A 19,255-nucleotide genomic window follows, 5' to 3' on the forward strand; every position below is an offset into this window, starting at 1 on the left:
GGTTTAACGGGAGGAATTTTTTAAATGAGAGCAATTGAGCAGTCTGTTGTACAGGAATATATCAACCAGTTTGCGAATAAAGATGTCTATATTCATTTAGAAACGACAAATGGTGCTTATGCCAGTCATTTCGATGAAAAAGCTTATAATGTCGGTGCCTTCATTCGCAATGCCCGCGTGAATTACCAACATGGGAAAATAGTGAGCACCAACGGCTCTTACCGGGTGGGCTTAAAGCTTGATCTTGGCTGGGTTTATGCTGAAGGTGTCAGTGATTTTGAAGTAGATGAACTTGGCCGTTTACTCTTAGCCGGGCATGACCGCGAGGGCCGGTTAATGGTTGCGCTGGAAATTAGCGAGAAACCATTTACTCATGAGGCTGAAGAAGATGAGGAATAAGGAAAAGCATGTATTAGTTATTTTCCCCCATCCTGATGATGAATCGTTCGGGGCCTCAGGGACGATTTCAAAGTTTCGCAGCGAAGGTATTCCTGTCACTTATTTATGCGGCACGTTAGGTGAAATGGGCAGGAACATGGGGAGTCCAGTTTTTGCTAATCGCGAGACATTGTATACTTTTCGTAAAAAAGAACTTCAGGAAGCGTCACGCAAGCTGGATATTAATGTAGAACTTCTTGGATACCGTGATAAAACACTGGAATTTGAACCGCTTGAAGAATTGGCCAGCCACCTAAAAGCGCGAATCCTTGCCTGGGGGGGAACGACAATTATTACCCATTATCCAGGTTACGGCGTTCACCCGGATCATGATGCTTTGGGAAGAGCAGTCGTAAAAGCAGTAGAAATGATCGAGCCAGAGGCACGCCCTGAAATCTGGATGCATGCGATTAGTAATGACACAGAAGATCAGTTAGGGAAGCCTGATTTCATTTTTGACGTGACTCCATATTGGGATAAGAAAGAAGCGGCCATTCGGTCACATCTTTCACAGGCGGATGGAATGATGAAATTAATTGAAACACAGGACAAAGATTCTGAACACGTGCAGCGCCTGAAGATGGAACGATTTTATCGCTGGACGTTCACAACTTAACGCACACGTGAAGACACCTTGATTCTCTTACTTTCGCCTTCAAGGTGTCTTTTTTATAAATTTCTTTTAAGTGTCACAGTTTTTTCTATAAGAAGTCAGGGAATAAAAAAGTAAAAGGAGAGATCTATGATGAGCGAAGAAAGAATGAAAATACTTAAAATGATTGAAAGTGGAACTATCTCTGCTGAAGAAGGTGAGAAACTTCTTAAGGCAGTTGAATATTCTAAAGATGAAGAAGGGAAAGCCGCTGGTAAGAAATATGGTTTTAAGGATTTTGTAGGTGAAGCACTGGAAAAAATAAAAAATGCTGACTTTGACCTTTCCTTTGGGGAAGCCGTTGAATTCCAGTACCATTTGGAGACTTCGGATGAGGCTTTTCATGACTTAGATATTTCGATTGCTAACGGATCTCTCCATTTGGAACCCTGGAAGGAAGGCTATGCCCAGGCAGAGTGTCACGTGAAAGTGTACCAGGCTGCTGATGAAAAAGAGGCGAAGGAGCAGTTCCTGACAGGTGGCCAATTTGATGTCACAAATGGTATTCTGCGGATAGCTAATCCATCCAAAAAAATTAAGACGTTTGTAAAACTATATCTCCCATCCAAGCGCTATGATTTTATTAAGGCAAGGCTATCAAATGGAACGATTACTTCGCACGACGTCTTATCGAATCACTTTCATTTAAAGACGACGAATGGTTCGTTAAGGGTGAAACGTTCAAAAGGAGAATCGTGTAAGCTCGAGACAGGAAACGGTTCAGTGACCATCAGTGAAAGTCAGTTTGAGGTATGCGAAGCAGACACTATCAATGGTTCCGTCAAGCTTGATGGGCAGTATGGTAAATCTGATGCTTCTGCCGTGACAGGAAGTATCACAGTTAACAATGAGGGCGAGACCGCTCATACTGGTTTCTTTAAGACCACAACAGGTCAAATTACTGTAAGCCTGCCGGAAAACAAAAGAATTGATGGTAAAATCAGTACGTCGATGGGAAGCCTTCATTGTGATATAGAAAATTATAAGATTCTCAGCAATAAAAAAGAAATGATTAATAAAGAACTCATCTTTGAAGCGCATGAGAATATAGAACAGGTGTATCATTTTGAAGCTGAGACAAAAACGGGATCTGTCACTGTGAAAGAGAATAATGGTTGATTTGAGGTAAAAGGAAGGGATAAGAATTGAAAAATTGGCTGCTTCATATTTTAGTCAATGCGGTTGCGATTATTTTTGTTAGTTTCGTTTTTGACACGGTTGAGATCGATGGATTTGCGGGGGCATTGATAGCTGCGTTGATCCTTTCGATTTTAAATGCTGTGGTTCGTCCGATATTAGTTATTTTAACATTGCCGATAACTTTGATTACGCTGGGGTTATTTTTATTGGTTGTGAATGCGGTGACCTTAGCAATGACCGACGGGCTGTTAGGGTCAATGTTTGAAATCGACGGCTTTGGGATGACGATTCTCGCTGCTCTTGTCATCTCTTTAATTAACCTTGTGCTGAATAAAATGATTAAAGATTAATAGGAAAGCCCTGAAGGTGGTCATTCACCTTCAGGGCTTTTTTTATCCAAGACTTTGACAAAACGTGCTACAATAAGGGACAGTGAAGTTACGATTTCAAGGAGGATTAAGTATGAGCAAGGTGAGAACAGAGCATTTGTTAGAGCGGTTTGAGCTGGAGTTAGTCGCAGGGGGAGACGGCGTTCATCGTGAAATACATATGAGTGATATTTCTCGTCCAGGAGTAGAAATGACCGGGTATTTCAAGTTTTATCCTAAAGATCGGCTGCAGCTGCTTGGTAAAACGGAGTTGTCATATTTTAATGAATTGACACATGAGCAAAGAAAGCATCGTGCCGAGCAGCTATGTACTGATATTACCCCCGGAATTGTTATTACCAGAGGAATGGATATCCCTGAGGAACTGGCGGTTGCTGCCAGAGAAGCCGGTGTTCCTTTGATGCGGTCGCCTTATAAGACTACCCGGGTAATCAGCAGGTTAACAAATTTTCTGGAATCGAAGTTTGCTCCTTTTACTGCTATTCATGGTGTCCTTGTTGATATCTATGGGATTGGAGTTCTTATAACCGGCCAGAGCGGTGTAGGTAAGAGTGAAACGGCTCTGGAGCTTGTAAAACGTGGCCATCGGTTAGTTGCTGACGATAGCGTTGAAATTAGACAGGAAGACTATGATACATTGATCGGCAATAGTCCGCCATTAATTGAGCACCTTCTGGAAATACGAGGTCTGGGAATTATTAACGTAATGACATTGTTTGGCGCCGGTGCTGTAAGAAGCTATAAACGTATTACGTTAGTTATCAATCTTGAAATATGGGATAAAAACAAACAATATGATCGTTTAGGTCTGGAAGAGGAAACCATGAAAATTATGGATGCAGAAATACCAAAGGCCACCATTCCAGTACGGCCGGGTCGTAACTTAGCGGTCATAATTGAAGTAGCGGCTATGAATTTCCGCCTGAAACGCATGGGAGTAAATGCAGCCGAAGAGTTTTCTGAACGTTTAACAAAAGTTATTGACGAAGATCATACAACAGACGAGTAAGGAGAGAACTATTTTGTCTTGTACACCTGAATCATTGGATCGAGTCCTGCTGCAGCTGGGACCGTTATCCATTTATTGGTATGGAGTCATTATCGCTACGGGGGCATTCCTCGGGTTGCTTATAGCTACTCGTGAGACAGAACGGCTTGGTTTAAAAAAAGATTATATGGTCGACATTGTGGTTTATGCCATACCTATTGCCATCTTGAGTGCCCGCCTTTATTATGTGATTTTTGAGTGGGATCGCTATGTAGGAGAACCATGGTGGAAAGTATTTGCCATTTGGGAAGGCGGCATTGCCATCCATGGTGCCTTAATCGGTTCTTTCTTAACGGCGTATTTCTATACAAAAATAAAAGGTTTATCGTTCTGGATGATAGCGGACATAGCTGCTCCAAGTATAATTCTTGGGCAGGCCATAGGACGATGGGGAAATTTTATGAATCAGGAGGCACATGGCGGCCCGGTTTCGGAAGCCTTTTATAATAATTACATGCAATACCTGCCTGATTTTATTAACCAGCAGATGTGTATAGAAGGAACGGTTTATCACCCCACCTTTCTATATGAATCCTTGTGGAATATCTTAGGGTTTGCTCTTTTATTAGTCCTGCGTCATAGGTTCAACCCGCGCCGTGGAGAAGTATTCCTTAGTTATGTAATTTGGTATTCAATCGGCCGTTTCTATGTAGAAGGTCTACGTACCGATAGTTTATACTTGTTTAGTGAAATAAGAACTGCACAGTTTATTTCTATTTTACTTATTGGGGCTGCCATTGTTCTTATTGTATATCGCAGGAAAGCCGGACTGGCAAATAAGTATTACAATGGAAAAAAAGTGAAGTAAGGGAGGGGTCAAGTATGCAGTCTATTTTACTGGAAGGGCTGAAAAAAGGAGTGCAGTTAACGTGGACACTCGGAAAGGTAATTTTTCCAGTGACATTGATTGTGACAATACTACAGTTCACTCCTGTCTTACCATGGGTAATGAAACAACTTGAACCGCTTATGAGTCTTCTTGGTCTTTCCGGGGAAGCAGCTGTACCATTAGTGCTTGGTAATTTTTTGAACTTGTATGCGGGCATTGCAGCGATTATTACTTTTGATTTTACCGTAAAAGAAGTATTTATACTGGCTGTTATGCTTTCGTTTTCACATAATCTTATTATTGAATCAACGGTAGCTAAAAAAGTTGGAGTCAGCTGGTGGCTGGTGATCGGTGTACGTATAGGACTGGCTTTGGTCTCAGCCATCCTCATAAATTTAGCATGGAGCGGCGGTCAGGAGCAGGCTAAATACGGATTTGCTCCAGAGAGTCAGGCAGCCCCTGATGGCTGGGCTGAGATTATAGTACAAGGATTATATACAGCGGGTATGGGAATTGTTCAGCTGGCCTTCATTGTTATTCCATTAATGATTGTCATGCAGTATTTACGTGAAAAAGGATGGCTTGACCGTTTCTCTGACTGGCTCGCACCGGCAACTCGTTTTCTTGGTATGGAACGTAATACTTCTATGACGCTGGCTGCTGGGTTGACCATAGGGTTAGCTTATGGAGCTGGACTAATGATCCAGGCTGTTGAAGAAGACGGCGTTTCTAAAAAAGATATGTTCTTAGCGATGATCTTTCTCGTTTCCTGTCATGCTGTCGTAGAAGATACTTTAATTTTCATTCCGTTAGGTATACCGATCTGGCCGTTGCTTGCTATTAGATTAATAACAGCCGTTTTATTAACTGCTGGGGTTGGTTACGTATGGAACAAAGCACAACGAGAGAAAAGGGGAAGTTTAACTCATGAGTATTAAAACGATTTTATTTGATTTAGATGGGACACTTATTGATACAAACGAACTGATTATTGCCTCATTCACCCATACCGTCGGCCAGTATGCCCACCGTCCATATACGCGTGAAGAAATCCTGCATTTCATTGGTCCGCCTTTACGTGAAAGCCTTGCTGCTGTTAATGCAGAACAGGTGGAAGAAATGGTGACAACTTACCGGGAGCATAACGTAGCAAACCACGACAGCTATGTTAGGGCTTATGATGGTGTTGTTGAAACCATTAAAGAGTTAAAAGCAAGAAACTACCGGTTAGGTATTGTAACCACCAAAATGCGTAATACTGTACAGATGGGGTTGGATTTAACAGGGCTCAACGATTTATTCGAAGTTGTGATAACCCTGGATGATGTGGTGCATGCCAAGCCCCACCCTGAACCTATTGTGAGAGCCCTGAATCTATTGGATGGGCAAGCAGATGAAACTCTTATGGTCGGAGATAACACCCACGACATTGAAGCGGGAAAAAATGCCGGGACCTTAACAGCAGGAGTAGCGTGGACCATTAAAGGTCGTCAGGTTCTGGATGAGTTGAATCCTGATTATATGCTGAGTCATATGAGTGATCTGCTTGATATTTTAGGAGGATAAGAAATGCGGCGTACCGATCGTTACCAGGTTTATGGAGCGAATTCCCTTTGGCATATCTATAAGACCGTACCTTTCTTAAAAGTGGTTAAAAATTTTATTATTATTCAGCTGGCGAGGTACACTCCATTTTTAAATATTAAAAATGGAATGTACCGCCGTTTTTTAGGAATGAAAGTAGGGGACCATACGGCGTTTGCCTTAATGGTAATGGTAGATATTATGTTCCCAGAGAAGATTTCGGTAGGGCGCAACTCGGTGATTGGTTACAATACGACCATTCTTGCTCATGAGTATTTAATTGAAGAGTACCGTCTGGGTTGTGTTGAAATTGGTGACGAAGTATTGATTGGTGCAAATTCCACGATTCTGCCCGGAGTAAAGATTGGAAACAGGGCGGTGATTTCTGCCGGGACACTGGTACATAAAGACGTTCCTGAGGGAGCTTTTGTGGGCGGAAATCCAATGAAGCTTATTTACACTAAAGAAGAAATGGACGAACGAAAGCGGGAGGAGCAGGAAAGAAATGAGTCTTGACCAAGTAGTTTTACCAGCTGTTAAGAATATGAAGGATTTTGAAAAGCTCCTTTCAACTTCTACTGAATATATCATCATACTAGAAAGTAGATTGGGTCTCCTTCATAAAATCGTACGAGCAGGTCAGAAGGCTGGAAAGAAAGTATGGGTTCACGTTGACTTAATACAGGGATTGAAAGCGGATGACTATGGAATGGAATTTCTTGGTAGAGTCGTGATGCCTGATGGCGTAATTACTACTCGCTCTCATGTTATCCAACAAGCAAAAAAATATAACCTTACTTCCATTCAGCGGTTGTTTCTTATAGATAGTCAGGCCGTCGAACATAACGCGGCCATTATTAAAAAAGTGAAGCCTGATTACGTGGAAGTTTTGCCAGGAATTGTTCCGGGAATGATAAGAGAGATAAAGGATCAATTAGGAGTTCCAGTTATTGCAGGCGGTTTAATTCGTACAAAAGAAGAAACAAAAGCAGCCATACATTCAGGAGCTTCAGCCGTTTCCACTTCACGTTCAGAGCTTTGGGAATTCAACTGACACTTTGATCATGAAGGGTATTGAAAGATCCACACAAATAACAATAGCATGCAGCTATTTTATCTGTGTGTTTTTTTAGTTCTAGAAAATTATAAAATTCCAAGCTGTGGGTAATTTCCTTGTGGAACGACATTCGGAAAGACTACATTCTTCCGGCTGTTTTACTCTTGGGTGTTGTATTTATCAGGGCGTCTTCTTCGCATTGAAAGGGGATTATGATGACCGAATTTACGGGTGAGTTGATTGGAACGATGATTCTAATCATCCTCGGCGGCGGTGTTATAGCAGGGGCTAACCTAAAGCATACAAAAGCAGAAGGAAGCTGGGTGCTGATTACCATAGCCTGGGGATTGGGTGTAGCCATGGGTGTTTATGCCGTAGGTGAATTAACAGGGGCTCATATTAATCCGGCAGTTACCCTGGGGCTGGCTGCAGTCGGAGATTTTGAATGGGGAAAGGTCCCAATGTATATTGCTGCTCAATTGACAGGGGCGTTCATTGGAGCTGTTCTCGTATTCTTTCATTATCTTCCTCACTGGGCAGGGACAGAGGACCCTATGGCGAAGCTGTCTGTTTTCTCTACAGATCCAGCCATTGAGAGCCCGATTTCAAATTTACTTAGTGAAATAATAGGTACATTCATACTGGTTATGGGGATTTTATTTATAGGAGCTAATGAGTTTACGGATGGACTCAATCCTCTAATTGTAGGTCTGCTTATCGTTGCGATCGGTATGTCTCTTGGATCCACCACCGGTTATGCTATAAATCCAGCCCGTGACCTCGGTCCGCGGATTGCACATGCTGTACTGCCCATTCCAGGAAAAGGTGGTTCAAACTGGGGGTATTCGTGGATCCCGGTATTAGGGCCATCGATTGGCGGCATATATGGAGGATTGTTTTACCAGGCCATTTTTGAGGCTTCTCCTAATCTGCCTTTTTGGCTAATGAGTGCTTTGATCATCGCTATAATGACCGCATCAATGAAAGTAGAACTTAACAAAGTAAAGAAAGCATAGAAAGAGGAGGACTTTATCATGGAAAATTATATTTTATCAATAGATCAGGGTACTACTAGTTCACGAGCGATTTTATTTAATCATGACGGGGCTATTGTAGAAACGGCTCAGAAAGAATTCGAACAATATTTTCCTAAGCCCGGTTGGGTGGAACATGATGCAAATGAAATTTGGACCTCCGTTCTCGGGTGTATAGCTGATGTGCTTACTCGGGCCGATGTGGAAGCAGAACAAATTGCCGGTATCGGTATCACAAATCAGCGGGAGACCACAGTAGTTTGGGATCGCAACTCCGGGAAACCGATCTATAAAGCCATTGTTTGGCAATCCAGACAAACGCAGGGAATCTGTAATGAATTACGCGAACAGGGATATAACGACACGTTCCGTGATAAAACAGGGCTGCTGCTCGACCCGTATTTTGCAGGTACAAAAGTAAAGTGGATTCTTGATAATGTAGACGGGGCAAAGGAAAAAGCGGAAAAAGGCGATCTTATGTTTGGCACAATTGATTCATGGCTCGTTTATAAATTGACTGGGAGAAAAGAACACGTTACTGATTATTCCAATGCATCGCGAACACTTATGTATAACATTCATGACTTGGAGTGGGATGAAGAGCTGCTTGATATTTTAGGTGTACCTAAATCGATGCTGCCGGAGGTGAAGCCTTCTTCGGAGGTATACGGTCACACGGTGGATTATCATTTCTTTGGCAGTCAAATCCCTATCGCAGGGATTGCGGGCGATCAGCAGGCTGCATTATTTGGACAGGCTTGTTTTGAAAAAGGGATGGCGAAAAATACTTATGGCACAGGTGGATTCTTGCTTATGAATACAGGCGAGGAAGCTGTTCATTCTGAAAATGGTCTGCTTACTACACTGGCCTGGGGCATTGATGGAAAAGTAGAATATGCTCTGGAAGGAAGTATTTTTGTTTCCGGCTCTGCCATTCAGTGGCTGCGAGACGGGTTAAAGATGATTGAATCTTCCAAGCAAAGCGAAGAATTTGCAAGCCAGGTAGATACAACAGAGGGAGTGTATGTGGTACCTGCTTTTGTCGGGTTGGGAACTCCCTACTGGGACAGTGAAGCACGTGGCGCAGTATTTGGTTTAACAAGAGGAACGAAAAAAGCTCACTTTGTTCGGGCAACATTAGAATCGCTGGCTTACCAGGCTAAGGATGTAGTGGACGCCATGGTCGAAGACTCCGGCATTGAACTTAAACAGCTGAGGGTAGACGGTGGGGCTGTTAAAAATAATATGCTGATGCAATTCCAAAGTGACTTATTGCATTCATCGGTGGAACGCCCTAAAGTTAATGAGACTACGGCTCTGGGAGCGGCTTATCTAGCAGGATTGGCTGTAGAATTTTGGGAAGATCGTAAAGAGATTTCCAACCAATGGAAAATGGACCAGGAATTTAACCCTCAAATGGAGGAAGAAGAGAGTAAGAAGCTTTATAAAGGATGGCAGAAAGCAGTCGAAGCTACCCGTGTATTTAAAATGGATGATTAAGGATAGATTTTTCCTTTCAGGTTTGGTATACTCTATGTAAGTTAATAGATTTAGGTCGGAGATTCGGAGAGACCGCGGACCTTTGTAATTTTAAATTGCAAAGCTGTTCGTGGTCTCTTTTTTTATTAGCTAATGCTCATTCTTACACATAAACCATTAAAGAATAGGGAATAAAGGAATCAGACGCCCTAAATTTAACCGATGGATAAAAGGAGAGGTAACATGAAGACATTTTCTAACTACAACCGAAAAGAACAATTCAATCAGCTCGTCCAGGAGGATTGGGACGTACTTGTAGTCGGTGGTGGAATAACGGGCTCTGGAATTGCCCTGGATGCGGCAAGCAGGGGAATGAAAACAGCTGCAGTTGAGATGCAGGATTACGCTTCAGGTACGTCAAGCCGTTCCACAAAGCTTGTCCACGGAGGCTTGCGCTACTTGAAACAGTTTGAAGTAAAAATGGTGGCTGAAGTAGGAAAAGAGCGTGAGATTGTTTATGAAAATGGTCCTCACGTGACGACTCCTGAATACATGATGCTTCCTTTCCATGAAGGAGGAAATTTCGGACCGTTCAGTACGAGCCTGGGTCTTAGAGTGTATGATTATTTAGCAGGTGTGAAGAAGAAAGAAAGAAGAACAATGCTTAACGCCAAAGAAACGATCGACCGTGAGCCGCTCGTTAAAAAAGAAGGGTTAAAGGGAGCAGGCATTTATGTAGAATATAAAACAGATGATGCTCGGTTAACACTTGAAGTAATGAAAAAAGCGGTTGAACACGGTGCAGCTTCCTTAAATTATGCAAAAGTTAAAGACTTTTTATATAACAATACAGGAAAAATAATAGGAGCTGTTGTTGAAGATACAGTGAGCGGGGAAACCTATAAGGTAAATGCCAAGCGGGTAGTAAACGCAGGGGGACCTTGGGTAGATGAACTTCGGGAAATAGATGGATCTAAAAAAGGAAAAACCCTTCAATTAACAAAAGGGGTACACCTTGTATTCGATCAATCTGTTTTTCCCCTGCAGCAGGCGGTTTACTTTGATACTCCAGATGGGCGCATGATTTTCGCCATTCCTCGTAATGGAAAGACTTATGTCGGCACGACGGATACTCCTTATGATGAGGAAATTGCTCACCCAACGATGACAACCGCAGACAGAGATTATATTATCGACGCCATACACTTGATGTTTCCATCAGTAAAAGTGACAATAGATGACGTGGAATCAAGCTGGGCAGGAGTACGCCCGTTAATTCATGAAGATGGAAAGGACCCCTCAGAGATCTCTCGAAAAGATGAAATCTTTGTATCAGATTCAGGCTTGATCTCTATGGCAGGAGGAAAACTGACGGGCTATCGCAAAATGGCTGAGACGGCTGTCAATCTTGTTCGTGATCAGCTAGCGGAAGAGTATGGCGTTCTCTATTCAGACTCTGAAACGAAGCATATGCCTATTTCCGGCGGTGAGGTAAAAGGGTCAGAAGGGTTTAAAGAATTTAAAGAAGAACGTGTAAGAATTGGAGAATCAATAGGGATGACTTCAGAAACAGCGACAGCGCTTGTTGAACTGTACGGAAAAAATGTGGACACAGTATTTCAGTTTTTTAAAGATGATAAGGCTGAAGCTTCTGCCGCATTAATTGACCGGGTGGTGTTTGCTCAATTGAAGATGGGGCTTGAATATGAAGCGGTGTACAAGCCAGTTGACTTCTTTGTTCGGCGTACAGCTGCTCTTTTCTTCAATATTGCCTATGTTCATGAGCATAAGCAGGCCGTCATTGACTATATGGCAGAAGAGTTAAATTGGACAGAAGCTCAGAAGATCGAATATACAGAAGAACTTAATAAGCTTTTAACGGAAGCAGTGGAACCTGTAAAAGTATAATATAATTAGGCGAACTCCTTATTGAGGGGTTCGCTTTTTTTGATATACTAAAGGTATCCAATTTTTGTTAAGGGGGTGTTCTTATAATCAGTGTCCAGCAGTTAATTCGAAAAGATGGGGTCAGACAGCTGATAACAGGCATTATTTTAATCGCCGTGATGACTTTATTTCTTGTTTCTTTTTTTATTCTAGGTTTTGAGTCTATACTGCTTAATTCAATTTATATCATTGCTTTTGGATTAGCTGGTATCGCTGTATTTAGAAGTGGTTGGCAGGACGTCATACAGGCCGATAACTCTGTTGGATTTCACCAGGACTTACACCATGTCAGCTATGATCAATTTCCTGAACGGATGTATATTGGACATCAGCCATCCTCCATATTTCATGCGTGTTTATATGATATGGGAGGTAGAGAGTATAGTGAAATCAGTCAATCCACTCATTTTGATATTAAATTTTTCCGTCCTTTTATTTATTTCTTTTCAGGAGGAAATATTTTTCCTGCTGCTTATGACATGACAGATGAGGAAGGTTTATTATCCTATCGTTTAATCAAAAAAGGCGGCTTTACGTGGAGGGGTTATGTCCAGCATCCTGACGGCCCGTACCTGGCTTATACTATCCAGACGAAGCAGAGCGGCAGGAGCAAATTCCGATATATTGAAGGTGATCAATGCCGATGGGAGGCCGAAGGTGATGCATTTATTGGCCACTTTACGGTTACAGATGAAAAAGGACACATATGGGCCGTTATCAAAAGGGATGCCGTTCCGTCCGAGGCTGCTGATCGGTTTGACCGAATAACTGGTTACTTGATTGAGTGGAAGGAAAGAAGAGATATTCCTCAATCGCTTATCGCTTTTCTCTTTTTAATTCAGACGAATACGAGTATATAGAACTATGACTGTTTCGGTCATAGTTTTTTATATAAAATTACTTGATATTTACGTTAACGTTAATGGTACGATTTAATTATCGGAAAATTTGAAAAACAAGGGTGAATGAACCATGCATGAATCGATTTCAGATATTGCACATGCTTATCAAGTATCGGCGAGAACCCTTCGTTATTATGAGGAACTGGGTATGCTCTCCCCTCAACGATTAGAGGGAAAGCGTGTCTATACCTCACGGGAAAAAACAAGACTAACTCTCATCTTGAGAGGAAAGAAATACGGGTTCACTTTGCAGCAGATTAGGGAAATGATTCAGCTTTTTGATCAGGATCCTACCGGGGTTCAACAATTAGAAGCAACGATTAAGTACGGTCAGGAAAAAATTGAAGAGATGGACCAGCGGATTGAGGAATTACAAGAATTACGGACTGAAATGAATGGCTGGCTTGCAAAGTTCAGGGACGAATTAAAAAGCAGAAAGAGAGAATCCATATAAATCTATATGAAATCTAACCAGTCGATTTATCCATATACCCAGGACCCGTTTCTCGTTGATAAATCGAATGCACTAAACTCAGTTAGAACCAGGACATGGGGGGCAGGGAGGGAAATCGATGAATTTTTACAGTCTGGATGAGGATTTGAAGACGATTTTGAAGAAGCAGCTTGATGACTCAATGTTCTCCTGGGCGGAAGAACAACTTACTGAATTTGGAAGGAAGTGTGGTGAAGAAATAGATGAGAGGGCTGTGCACACAGACAGAGAAGGCCAGCCCCGGCTGATTAAATATGATCAGATGGGAGAAGACATTTCTGAAGTATGGGTAAATGAAGGGTATAAAAAAACGGTTGAAGAAACATACAAAGAAGGAATTGTCGGCTATATTCATAAACCGATCCCTGATTTAAATAGAAAAGGGAACTACACATATTCTTTTGCTCAGGGCTACTTGTTATCACAGGCCGAGCCTGGATTTTACTGTCCTGTCACCCTTACGATGGCAACTGCGTATTTAATTGAACATTATGCCAGTGAGGAAATAAAAAACAAATACTTTCCTCACGTCATCTCAACGGGAGAAGTAGAGTTATATGAGGGAGCTACTTTTTTAACAGAACGCCAGGGCGGATCAGATGTGGGAGCCAACAAAGTAAAAGCAGTAAAAGAAAAAAATATCTACCGAATCTATGGAGAAAAATACTTTGCAAGCAATGCCGGAATGTGTGGGGTTGCTATGGTACTGGCTCGTATAGAAGGGGCTGGAGAGGGGACAAAAGGGCTGAGTTTATTCTTAGTCCCCTGGCGAAAAGACGACGGAAAACTTAATGGAGTATCGATTCGTAGACTGAAGGATAAATTAGGTGTGCGGGCTGTCCCTTCAGCGGAAGTTGAATTTCAAGGAGCAGAAGCCTATTTAATTGGAGAAGCTGACCAGGGATTTTATTACATGATAGAAGCTTTAAACTTATCGAGAGTATGTAATGCGGTTGCTTCTATAGGAATTATGCGCCGTGCATATTTGGAAGCTGAATTATATGCTAACAAACGAACTGCTTTTGGACAGAAACTTATTCAATACCCTATGATCCAGGACACTTTAGTTCGTATGAGAGTGAAACAAGAAACAGAAACGAGTTCCGTTTTTAAAATGGTTGAGATGTTTGACCAGGCGGCCCGTTTTCCGAGAGAAAGAAGCCATAAGGAACAAGTGATTAACAGACTACTTATTGCAATTATGAAGAAAGAAACAGCTGAGCAATCGATTCATTTTTCCCATGAAGCCATTGAAATGCATGGGGGAAACGGATTTATTGAAGATTTTGTAACTCCAAGATTACTAAGAGATGCTCAGGTGTTAACGGTTTGGGAAGGGACAGCTAATATTTTAGGGTTAGAAGTACTTCGTCTGCTGAATAAGTTTAAAGCACATAAACTGTTTTTTTTAGACCTGAAAGGTGTATTAAATCGAATTTCTATTCTGCCCTCAGAGAAACAAATGGTTGAGGAATCGATTCATGAAACCGATCAATTTATTGACTCAGTGCTTGCAATGACTCAAGAAACTCAAACATACTACAGTAAGAAAATCGCTAAGAAACTCGCCGATTTATATGAAGGAGCTCATGCCCTGTCAAGAGCGGATGAAAATGATAGAAAACGAAAAGTAGCTGAAGTATTCATCTCCATGACTTTTGGTCAGGAACTCCCTCTGCAGGATCCGTTATCATTAAAGTATGCAGAAGATGTGCTGGAAACTGCTGATGACTTTGTGAACAAAAACTGATGTGAATGCTCACATCAGTTTTTTTGTTCACTTTCCGGTAGTAAGCAAAGGTTTTAAATGATTAGATTCTTAATAATGATACGAATCGATTTTGTTATTATAAATAGGGAAGAATAATCCTGTAACGATTGACGGTCAAACTTCAACATGTTAGCATATTAGCAGACTAAAGGATTTGCGGAGAGAAGGGAAGGAATCTATTATGGCGAAACGGCTAATGTTTGAAAAGCCACTAGGAATGCGCGACACGCTTCCTTTTTTTTATAATCAAAAGTCAAAAGCGAGAGAGCAGTTAAAGACATCGATTCTATCTTATGGGTATGTATTTATGGATACACCATTTCTTGAGTATCACGAAACCATAGGGAAGGTCAGTGCTACCAAAGAACAACGACTATTTAAGCTGTTGGATCAGCAGGGTCATACACTCGTTCTTCGTCCAGACATGACAGCACCAATTGCCAGAGTAGCAGCTTCTCAACTAAAAGATGCAGAGTACCCTCTGCGCCTGGCCTATGATGGTCCTGTATTCCGTGCCCAGCAGGCTGAAGGGGGCAAACCTGCACAATTTGAACAAGTTGGAACGGAATTGATCGGGGATCATTCCTCTTATGGGGATGCAGAAGTGATTGCCCTGCTTGTTGAATCGTTAAAGCAGACGGGTTTAGATGATTTTGTTATTACTATCGGACATATAGGATATGTAAAAGCCTTTTTTAAAGACGTAATGGGAGAAGATATAGAAACTACTGAGCAGCTGTTGGAATACCTTTATCGGAAAAACTATGTAGGATATCGTGAGAAAGTAAAGCAGCTGGGCTTAAATGACGAGAAGAAAAAAGCACTGCTTGCTCTGCTGGAACTTCGTGGGGGAGAAGAAGTATTTACAAGAAGTAAATCCCTCGCTCGCAACCAAGTGTGCATGCAGGCTGTAAATGAACTAAAGCAGCTGTTTAAATTGTTGAGCAATTACGGGGTAGATAAACATATACGTTTTGATTTAAATCTCATTAGTCATATGAATTACTATACAGGCATTCTCTTTGAAGGATATGCACCTAATCTTGGAGCACTGTTATGTAACGGAGGCCGATACGACACATTGCTTCCTTCTTTTCAATTAAATGCATCGGCTACAGGTTTCGCTATTCACTTAGAGCGTCTGGTAGAAGCTTTGAGTGATTATTCAAATGGGGAAACACGTGTGGGAATTATTGTAGACGATGAGACGCATGCCCAGGGAATAAAGCGAGCTGCTGAGTTGAGAAGAGAAGAAGGATATCAAGTTCTTCTGCAGCATATCGATCAAATTCCTGATCTAAATGAATTTAAAAGCCAATTAAGAGAATATGAAGATTTTACTTTGAAAGGGGCGGAAGGGAATGAGTAAACCTTTAACAATAGCCATGCCTAAAGGGCGTATTTACGAGGAAGCCGCTGAACTGATGCAGCAGGCTGGCTACGATTTGTCTGCTGACGCCGAAAAATCGAGAAAGCTCATTCTCGAATTCCCAGAACAGAACATCCAGGTAATGATGGCTAAACCTATGGATGTGGTAACCTATGTAGAATACGGAGCTGCCGATATAGGAATAGCAGGAAAAGACGTGCTTTTAGAACAGGATCGAGATGTTTATGAAGTACTCGACTTGAAGATCAGTCCATGTTATGTGGCTGTTGCTGGATTGCCAAATCAACCATTAAGTCGTATCGCCCCTAAGATTGCAACGAAATATCCGAAAATTGCTTCTGATTATTTCCGTGAACAAGGCGAACAAATTGAAATTATTCCACTTAATGGTTCGATTGAACTGGCTCCCATTATTGGACTGACTGACAGAATCGTGGATATTGTTTCTACAGGAAGAACACTAAAAGAAAATGGGCTTATCGAGTACGAAAAAATCTCCGATATTACATCAAGACTTATTGTGAACCCTGTCAGCTATCGTCTTAAGAGTACAGAGATTGATGAAATGGTAGCAGGTCTCAGTCAAGCAGTGGGGGTAGAAGCCTAATGAAAATTATAAAGAAAGAAGAAATCAGTTCTTTAAAGAGAAGTGTCGATCAGGGCACAGAAGCACAGCGCGAAACCGTGAAGAAGATTATTGAAGAAGTTCGCACTCATGGAAATATGGCCGTTAAGCGTTTTACTGAACAATTTGATGGAACGACACTGGATCAATGGCGAGTTACAGAAGACGAAATTGATGAAGCTTATGAGACATTAGACGGGGAATTTGTTCAAGTGCTGAGTGAAGCTGCAGAAAACATTCGCAAGTTTCACGAAAAGCAACAAGCTAACTCCTGGTTTCAAACGGCTGAAGATGGATCGATAACAGGACAAAAAATCACCCCGATAGATGCAGCAGGCGTATATGTTCCAGGCGGCACAGCAGCCTACCCTTCTTCTGTGTTTATGAATATAATCCCGGCCCAGGTGGCCGGTGTTAAAAGGGTTGTTATGGTAACTCCCCCTGGACAAGACGGCAAGGTTCCTTCAGGAGTTTTAGTTTCAGCGAAATTACTCGGCGTTACTGAGATATATAAAGTCGGCGGTGCTCAAGCTGTTGCAGCTCTAGCCTACGGAACTGAAACCTTGTTACCTGTAGATAAAATTACCGGCCCGGGGAATGTTTATGTCGCGTTGGCTAAACGAGAAGTGTTTGGTGATGTGGATATTGATATGATCGCTGGACCAAGCGAAATTGCGGTCTTAGCTGATGAAACGGCCCGTGCAGCAGAAGTAGCAGCAGATTTATTATCTCAGGCAGAGCATGATGCACGTTCCTCAAGTGTCCTTGTTACAACAAGCAAAAAGCTGGCCGAAGAGGTCCATCAGTCCCTTAATGAGCAGCTCAGTACTCTACCTCGTTATGAGACTGCTAAGGCCAGTATTGAGGATTATGGGGCCGTAGTTTTATGCAGTAGTAAAGAGGAAGCAATCGATGCTGTTAACGAAATTGCTGCTGAACACCTTGAAATTGTTACTGAGAACCCTTTTGAAGACATGGCAAAAGTAAAACATGCCGGGGCAATATTCCTGGGCCCTTACAGCAGCGAGCCTGTTGGTGATTATTTTGCAGGCCCGAACCATGTATTACCTACAAGCGGAACGGCCCGTTTTTCCAGTCCGTTATCCGTAGATGATTTTCAAAAAAGAACAAGTATTATTTCTTACAGCTCGGAGGCGCTTAAAAGAGATGGTGATAAAATTGCCCGGTTTGCCCGGTTAGAAGGGCTGGAAGCTCACGCGAGGGCAGTAGAAGCCCGGAAAGGAAGATGGAAATGACCAATATCCGTAAAGCAAGTTTAAATAGGAAGACGAGAGAAACAGATATCGAGCTTGCCTTTTCAATCGATGGAGAAGGTAAGTCAGAACTCGATGTCCAGGTCCCTTTTATGTCTCATATGCTGGAATTGTTTACAAAACACGGATTGTTTAATTTAAAGGTAAATGGAAAAGGCGACGTTGAAGTGGACGATCACCACCTGACAGAAGATATTGGTATTGTCCTCGGTCAAGCTTTACGGGAGGCATTAGGGGATAAGTACGGAATAAAAAGGTACGGATCGATGACCTTGCCGATGGATGAAACTTTAGTTACTGTAGCCGTTGATTTAAGCGATCGTCCACATTTGGAATGGCGGGCTGAGCTTCCAAAAGACCGGGTAGGCACTTTCGACACGGAAAATGTTCATGAGTTTTTCTGGAAGCTGGCTGTCGAAGGACGGATGAACCTACATATTGTGGTGCATCATGGTCACAATACCCATCACATTATAGAAGCCATGTTTAAGGCTTTTGCAAGAGCACTGGATGAGGCCACTCAGGTGGACCCGAGGATAAAAGGGGTTCCCAGTACGAAAGGAAGTTTATGATGATCGGGATTATTGACTACGGCATGGGTAATTTGTTCAGTGTTTCCAAGGCATTAGAGCGTCTGGAAGTTCCCTATAAAATTGGTGCCCGTCCAGACGAAATCTCTGACTGCGCAGGATATATTTTACCTGGTGTGGGAGCCTTTCCTGATGCTATGAAAGCATTAAATGAACATGGTTTTATTGATTTTATTAAACATAAAGTCGTGAGCGGTGTACCGATTTACGGAATCTGTTTAGGGATGCAGCTTCTATTTGAAGAAAGTGAAGAGGGCGGACTGACCAGGGGCCTTGAATTATTTCCCGGGAAAATAACCAGGTTTCCGGGTGAGGATGAAGCAGGCCGGCATTATAAGGTTCCTCATATGGGATGGAACCAGCTGCAGCTGCATGAAACAAGCCATCCACTAATGCAGAATGTCGGAGAGGAATATGTATATTTCGTCCATTCATACGTCGTTAATACTTCATCTGAAGATATATTGTTCGCTGCAGCGGATTATCATAGGAAAGTTCCTGCTATTGTAGGAAAAAGCAACCTAGTAGCAAGCCAGTTCCACCCGGAAAAAAGTGGACGGGCAGGTATTCAATTATTAGAAAACTTTTGCAAAAGAATGGTTAAACAGTGAGG

Annotated in this window: 21 protein-coding genes; all 21 read left to right on the forward strand. The window is 42.2% G+C overall.

The window, feature by feature from the left end; all coding sequences use genetic code 11:
• Positions 1-24: 24 nt before the first annotated feature.
• The 21 genes from C1A12_RS06765 to hisH all read left to right on the forward strand — a co-directional run bounded on the left by C1A12_RS06765 (position 25) and on the right by hisH (position 19,253).
• Positions 25-399: a YojF family protein gene (locus tag C1A12_RS06765; protein ID WP_101843063.1), complete on the forward strand. Its 375-nt coding sequence runs from the start codon at positions 25-27 to the stop codon at positions 397-399.
• Positions 389-1,054, forward strand: coding sequence for a bacillithiol biosynthesis deacetylase BshB2 (gene bshB2 / locus C1A12_RS06770; protein WP_101843064.1), 666 nt, complete (start codon positions 389-391; stop codon positions 1,052-1,054). Before C1A12_RS06765 ends, bshB2 begins: the two co-directional genes overlap by 11 nt.
• Before the next feature lie 129 nt (positions 1,055-1,183).
• Complete coding sequence (locus C1A12_RS06775) at positions 1,184-2,209, forward strand: DUF4097 family beta strand repeat-containing protein (protein ID WP_101843065.1); 1,026 nt, start codon at positions 1,184-1,186, stop codon at positions 2,207-2,209.
• Positions 2,210-2,235: 26 nt separating this feature from the next.
• Positions 2,236-2,580 carry a phage holin family protein gene (locus C1A12_RS06780; protein ID WP_101843066.1) on the forward strand — a complete coding sequence of 115 codons (345 nt, stop codon included), beginning with the start codon at positions 2,236-2,238 and terminating at the stop codon, positions 2,578-2,580.
• 112 nt (positions 2,581-2,692) lie between these two features.
• Positions 2,693-3,628 (forward strand): HPr(Ser) kinase/phosphatase, encoded by a 936-nt coding sequence (hprK, locus tag C1A12_RS06785; RefSeq protein ID WP_101843067.1) that lies wholly within the window; start codon positions 2,693-2,695, stop codon positions 3,626-3,628.
• Between the two features lie 13 nt (positions 3,629-3,641).
• Positions 3,642-4,475 carry a prolipoprotein diacylglyceryl transferase gene (gene lgt / locus C1A12_RS06790; protein ID WP_101843068.1) on the forward strand — a complete coding sequence of 278 codons (834 nt, stop codon included), beginning with the start codon at positions 3,642-3,644 and terminating at the stop codon, positions 4,473-4,475.
• Between the two features lie 14 nt (positions 4,476-4,489).
• A complete protein-coding gene (locus C1A12_RS06795) occupies positions 4,490-5,434 on the forward strand; it encodes a nucleoside recognition domain-containing protein (protein WP_101843069.1) in 945 nt (314 codons plus the stop codon).
• On the forward strand, positions 5,424-6,062 hold the full coding sequence (gene ppaX, locus C1A12_RS06800; RefSeq protein ID WP_101843070.1) for a pyrophosphatase PpaX: 639 nt from the start codon (positions 5,424-5,426) through the stop codon (positions 6,060-6,062). The genes C1A12_RS06795 and ppaX overlap by 11 nt, the downstream gene beginning before the upstream one ends.
• Positions 6,063-6,065: 3 nt before the next feature.
• Positions 6,066-6,596, forward strand: a complete 531-nt coding sequence (locus tag C1A12_RS06805) for a DapH/DapD/GlmU-related protein (protein WP_101843071.1) — start codon at positions 6,066-6,068, stop codon at positions 6,594-6,596.
• Positions 6,586-7,134, forward strand: coding sequence for a glycerol-3-phosphate responsive antiterminator (locus C1A12_RS06810; protein WP_101843072.1), 549 nt, complete (start codon positions 6,586-6,588; stop codon positions 7,132-7,134). The genes C1A12_RS06805 and C1A12_RS06810 overlap by 11 nt, the downstream gene beginning before the upstream one ends.
• A gap of 218 nt (positions 7,135-7,352) precedes the next feature.
• The gene (locus C1A12_RS06815; protein WP_101843073.1) at positions 7,353-8,153 is read left to right on the forward strand and encodes an MIP/aquaporin family protein; all 801 of its coding nucleotides are present in this window, start codon (positions 7,353-7,355) and stop codon (positions 8,151-8,153) included.
• An 18-nt stretch (positions 8,154-8,171) separates the two neighbouring features.
• Positions 8,172-9,671 carry a glycerol kinase GlpK gene (glpK, locus tag C1A12_RS06820; RefSeq protein WP_101843074.1) on the forward strand — a complete coding sequence of 500 codons (1,500 nt, stop codon included), beginning with the start codon at positions 8,172-8,174 and terminating at the stop codon, positions 9,669-9,671.
• Positions 9,672-9,893: 222 nt separating this feature from the next.
• Positions 9,894-11,558, forward strand: coding sequence for a glycerol-3-phosphate dehydrogenase/oxidase (locus tag C1A12_RS06825; RefSeq protein ID WP_101843075.1), 1,665 nt, complete (start codon positions 9,894-9,896; stop codon positions 11,556-11,558).
• Between the two features lie 155 nt (positions 11,559-11,713).
• Complete coding sequence (locus C1A12_RS06830; protein ID WP_101843076.1) at positions 11,714-12,457, forward strand: hypothetical protein; 744 nt, start codon at positions 11,714-11,716, stop codon at positions 12,455-12,457.
• A gap of 112 nt (positions 12,458-12,569) precedes the next feature.
• Positions 12,570-12,953, forward strand: a complete 384-nt coding sequence (locus C1A12_RS06835; protein ID WP_101843077.1) for a MerR family DNA-binding transcriptional regulator — start codon at positions 12,570-12,572, stop codon at positions 12,951-12,953.
• Positions 12,954-13,071: 118 nt separating this feature from the next.
• Positions 13,072-14,742, forward strand: a complete 1,671-nt coding sequence (locus C1A12_RS06840; protein WP_101843078.1) for an acyl-CoA dehydrogenase family protein — start codon at positions 13,072-13,074, stop codon at positions 14,740-14,742.
• A gap of 202 nt (positions 14,743-14,944) precedes the next feature.
• The gene (locus tag C1A12_RS06845; protein WP_101843079.1) at positions 14,945-16,132 is read left to right on the forward strand and encodes an ATP phosphoribosyltransferase regulatory subunit; all 1,188 of its coding nucleotides are present in this window, start codon (positions 14,945-14,947) and stop codon (positions 16,130-16,132) included.
• A complete protein-coding gene (hisG, locus tag C1A12_RS06850; RefSeq protein WP_101843080.1) occupies positions 16,125-16,760 on the forward strand; it encodes an ATP phosphoribosyltransferase in 636 nt (211 codons plus the stop codon). The genes C1A12_RS06845 and hisG overlap by 8 nt, the downstream gene beginning before the upstream one ends.
• Complete coding sequence (gene hisD, locus C1A12_RS06855; RefSeq protein WP_101843081.1) at positions 16,760-18,034, forward strand: histidinol dehydrogenase; 1,275 nt, start codon at positions 16,760-16,762, stop codon at positions 18,032-18,034. The genes hisG and hisD overlap by 1 nt, the downstream gene beginning before the upstream one ends.
• Positions 18,031-18,624, forward strand: coding sequence for an imidazoleglycerol-phosphate dehydratase HisB (hisB, locus tag C1A12_RS06860; RefSeq protein ID WP_373420422.1), 594 nt, complete (start codon positions 18,031-18,033; stop codon positions 18,622-18,624). Before hisD ends, hisB begins: the two co-directional genes overlap by 4 nt.
• Positions 18,624-19,253 carry an imidazole glycerol phosphate synthase subunit HisH gene (gene hisH, locus C1A12_RS06865; protein ID WP_101843083.1) on the forward strand — a complete coding sequence of 210 codons (630 nt, stop codon included), beginning with the start codon at positions 18,624-18,626 and terminating at the stop codon, positions 19,251-19,253. The genes hisB and hisH overlap by 1 nt, the downstream gene beginning before the upstream one ends.
• Positions 19,254-19,255 lie beyond the last annotated feature (2 nt).

It is taken from the genome of Halobacillus sp. Marseille-P3879 (assembly GCF_900240285.1).
GTDB lineage: Bacteria > Bacillota > Bacilli > Bacillales > Halobacillaceae > Halobacillus_A.

What these genes read in the sequence shown, in the direction of transcription:
- C1A12_RS06765 (WP_101843063.1), top strand. Translation starts at nt 25, where the DNA reads ATGAGAGCAATTGAGCAGTCTGTTGTACAGGAATATATCAACCAGTTT.
- bshB2 (WP_101843064.1), top strand. Translation starts at nt 389, where the DNA reads ATGAGGAATAAGGAAAAGCATGTATTAGTTATTTTCCCCCATCCTGAT.
- C1A12_RS06775 (WP_101843065.1), top strand. Translation starts at nt 1,184, where the DNA reads ATGAGCGAAGAAAGAATGAAAATACTTAAAATGATTGAAAGTGGAACT.
- hprK (WP_101843067.1), top strand. Translation starts at nt 2,693, where the DNA reads ATGAGCAAGGTGAGAACAGAGCATTTGTTAGAGCGGTTTGAGCTGGAG.
- C1A12_RS06795 (WP_101843069.1), top strand. Translation starts at nt 4,490, where the DNA reads ATGCAGTCTATTTTACTGGAAGGGCTGAAAAAAGGAGTGCAGTTAACG.
- ppaX (WP_101843070.1), top strand. Translation starts at nt 5,424, where the DNA reads ATGAGTATTAAAACGATTTTATTTGATTTAGATGGGACACTTATTGAT.
- C1A12_RS06805 (WP_101843071.1), top strand. Translation starts at nt 6,066, where the DNA reads ATGCGGCGTACCGATCGTTACCAGGTTTATGGAGCGAATTCCCTTTGG.
- C1A12_RS06810 (WP_101843072.1), top strand. Translation starts at nt 6,586, where the DNA reads ATGAGTCTTGACCAAGTAGTTTTACCAGCTGTTAAGAATATGAAGGAT.
- C1A12_RS06815 (WP_101843073.1), top strand. Translation starts at nt 7,353, where the DNA reads ATGACCGAATTTACGGGTGAGTTGATTGGAACGATGATTCTAATCATC.
- glpK (WP_101843074.1), top strand. Translation starts at nt 8,172, where the DNA reads ATGGAAAATTATATTTTATCAATAGATCAGGGTACTACTAGTTCACGA.
- C1A12_RS06825 (WP_101843075.1), top strand. Translation starts at nt 9,894, where the DNA reads ATGAAGACATTTTCTAACTACAACCGAAAAGAACAATTCAATCAGCTC.
- C1A12_RS06835 (WP_101843077.1), top strand. Translation starts at nt 12,570, where the DNA reads ATGCATGAATCGATTTCAGATATTGCACATGCTTATCAAGTATCGGCG.
- C1A12_RS06840 (WP_101843078.1), top strand. Translation starts at nt 13,072, where the DNA reads ATGAATTTTTACAGTCTGGATGAGGATTTGAAGACGATTTTGAAGAAG.
- C1A12_RS06845 (WP_101843079.1), top strand. Translation starts at nt 14,945, where the DNA reads ATGGCGAAACGGCTAATGTTTGAAAAGCCACTAGGAATGCGCGACACG.
- hisG (WP_101843080.1), top strand. Translation starts at nt 16,125, where the DNA reads ATGAGTAAACCTTTAACAATAGCCATGCCTAAAGGGCGTATTTACGAG.
- hisD (WP_101843081.1), top strand. Translation starts at nt 16,760, where the DNA reads ATGAAAATTATAAAGAAAGAAGAAATCAGTTCTTTAAAGAGAAGTGTC.
- hisB (WP_373420422.1), top strand. Translation starts at nt 18,031, where the DNA reads ATGACCAATATCCGTAAAGCAAGTTTAAATAGGAAGACGAGAGAAACA.
- hisH (WP_101843083.1), top strand. Translation starts at nt 18,624, where the DNA reads ATGATCGGGATTATTGACTACGGCATGGGTAATTTGTTCAGTGTTTCC.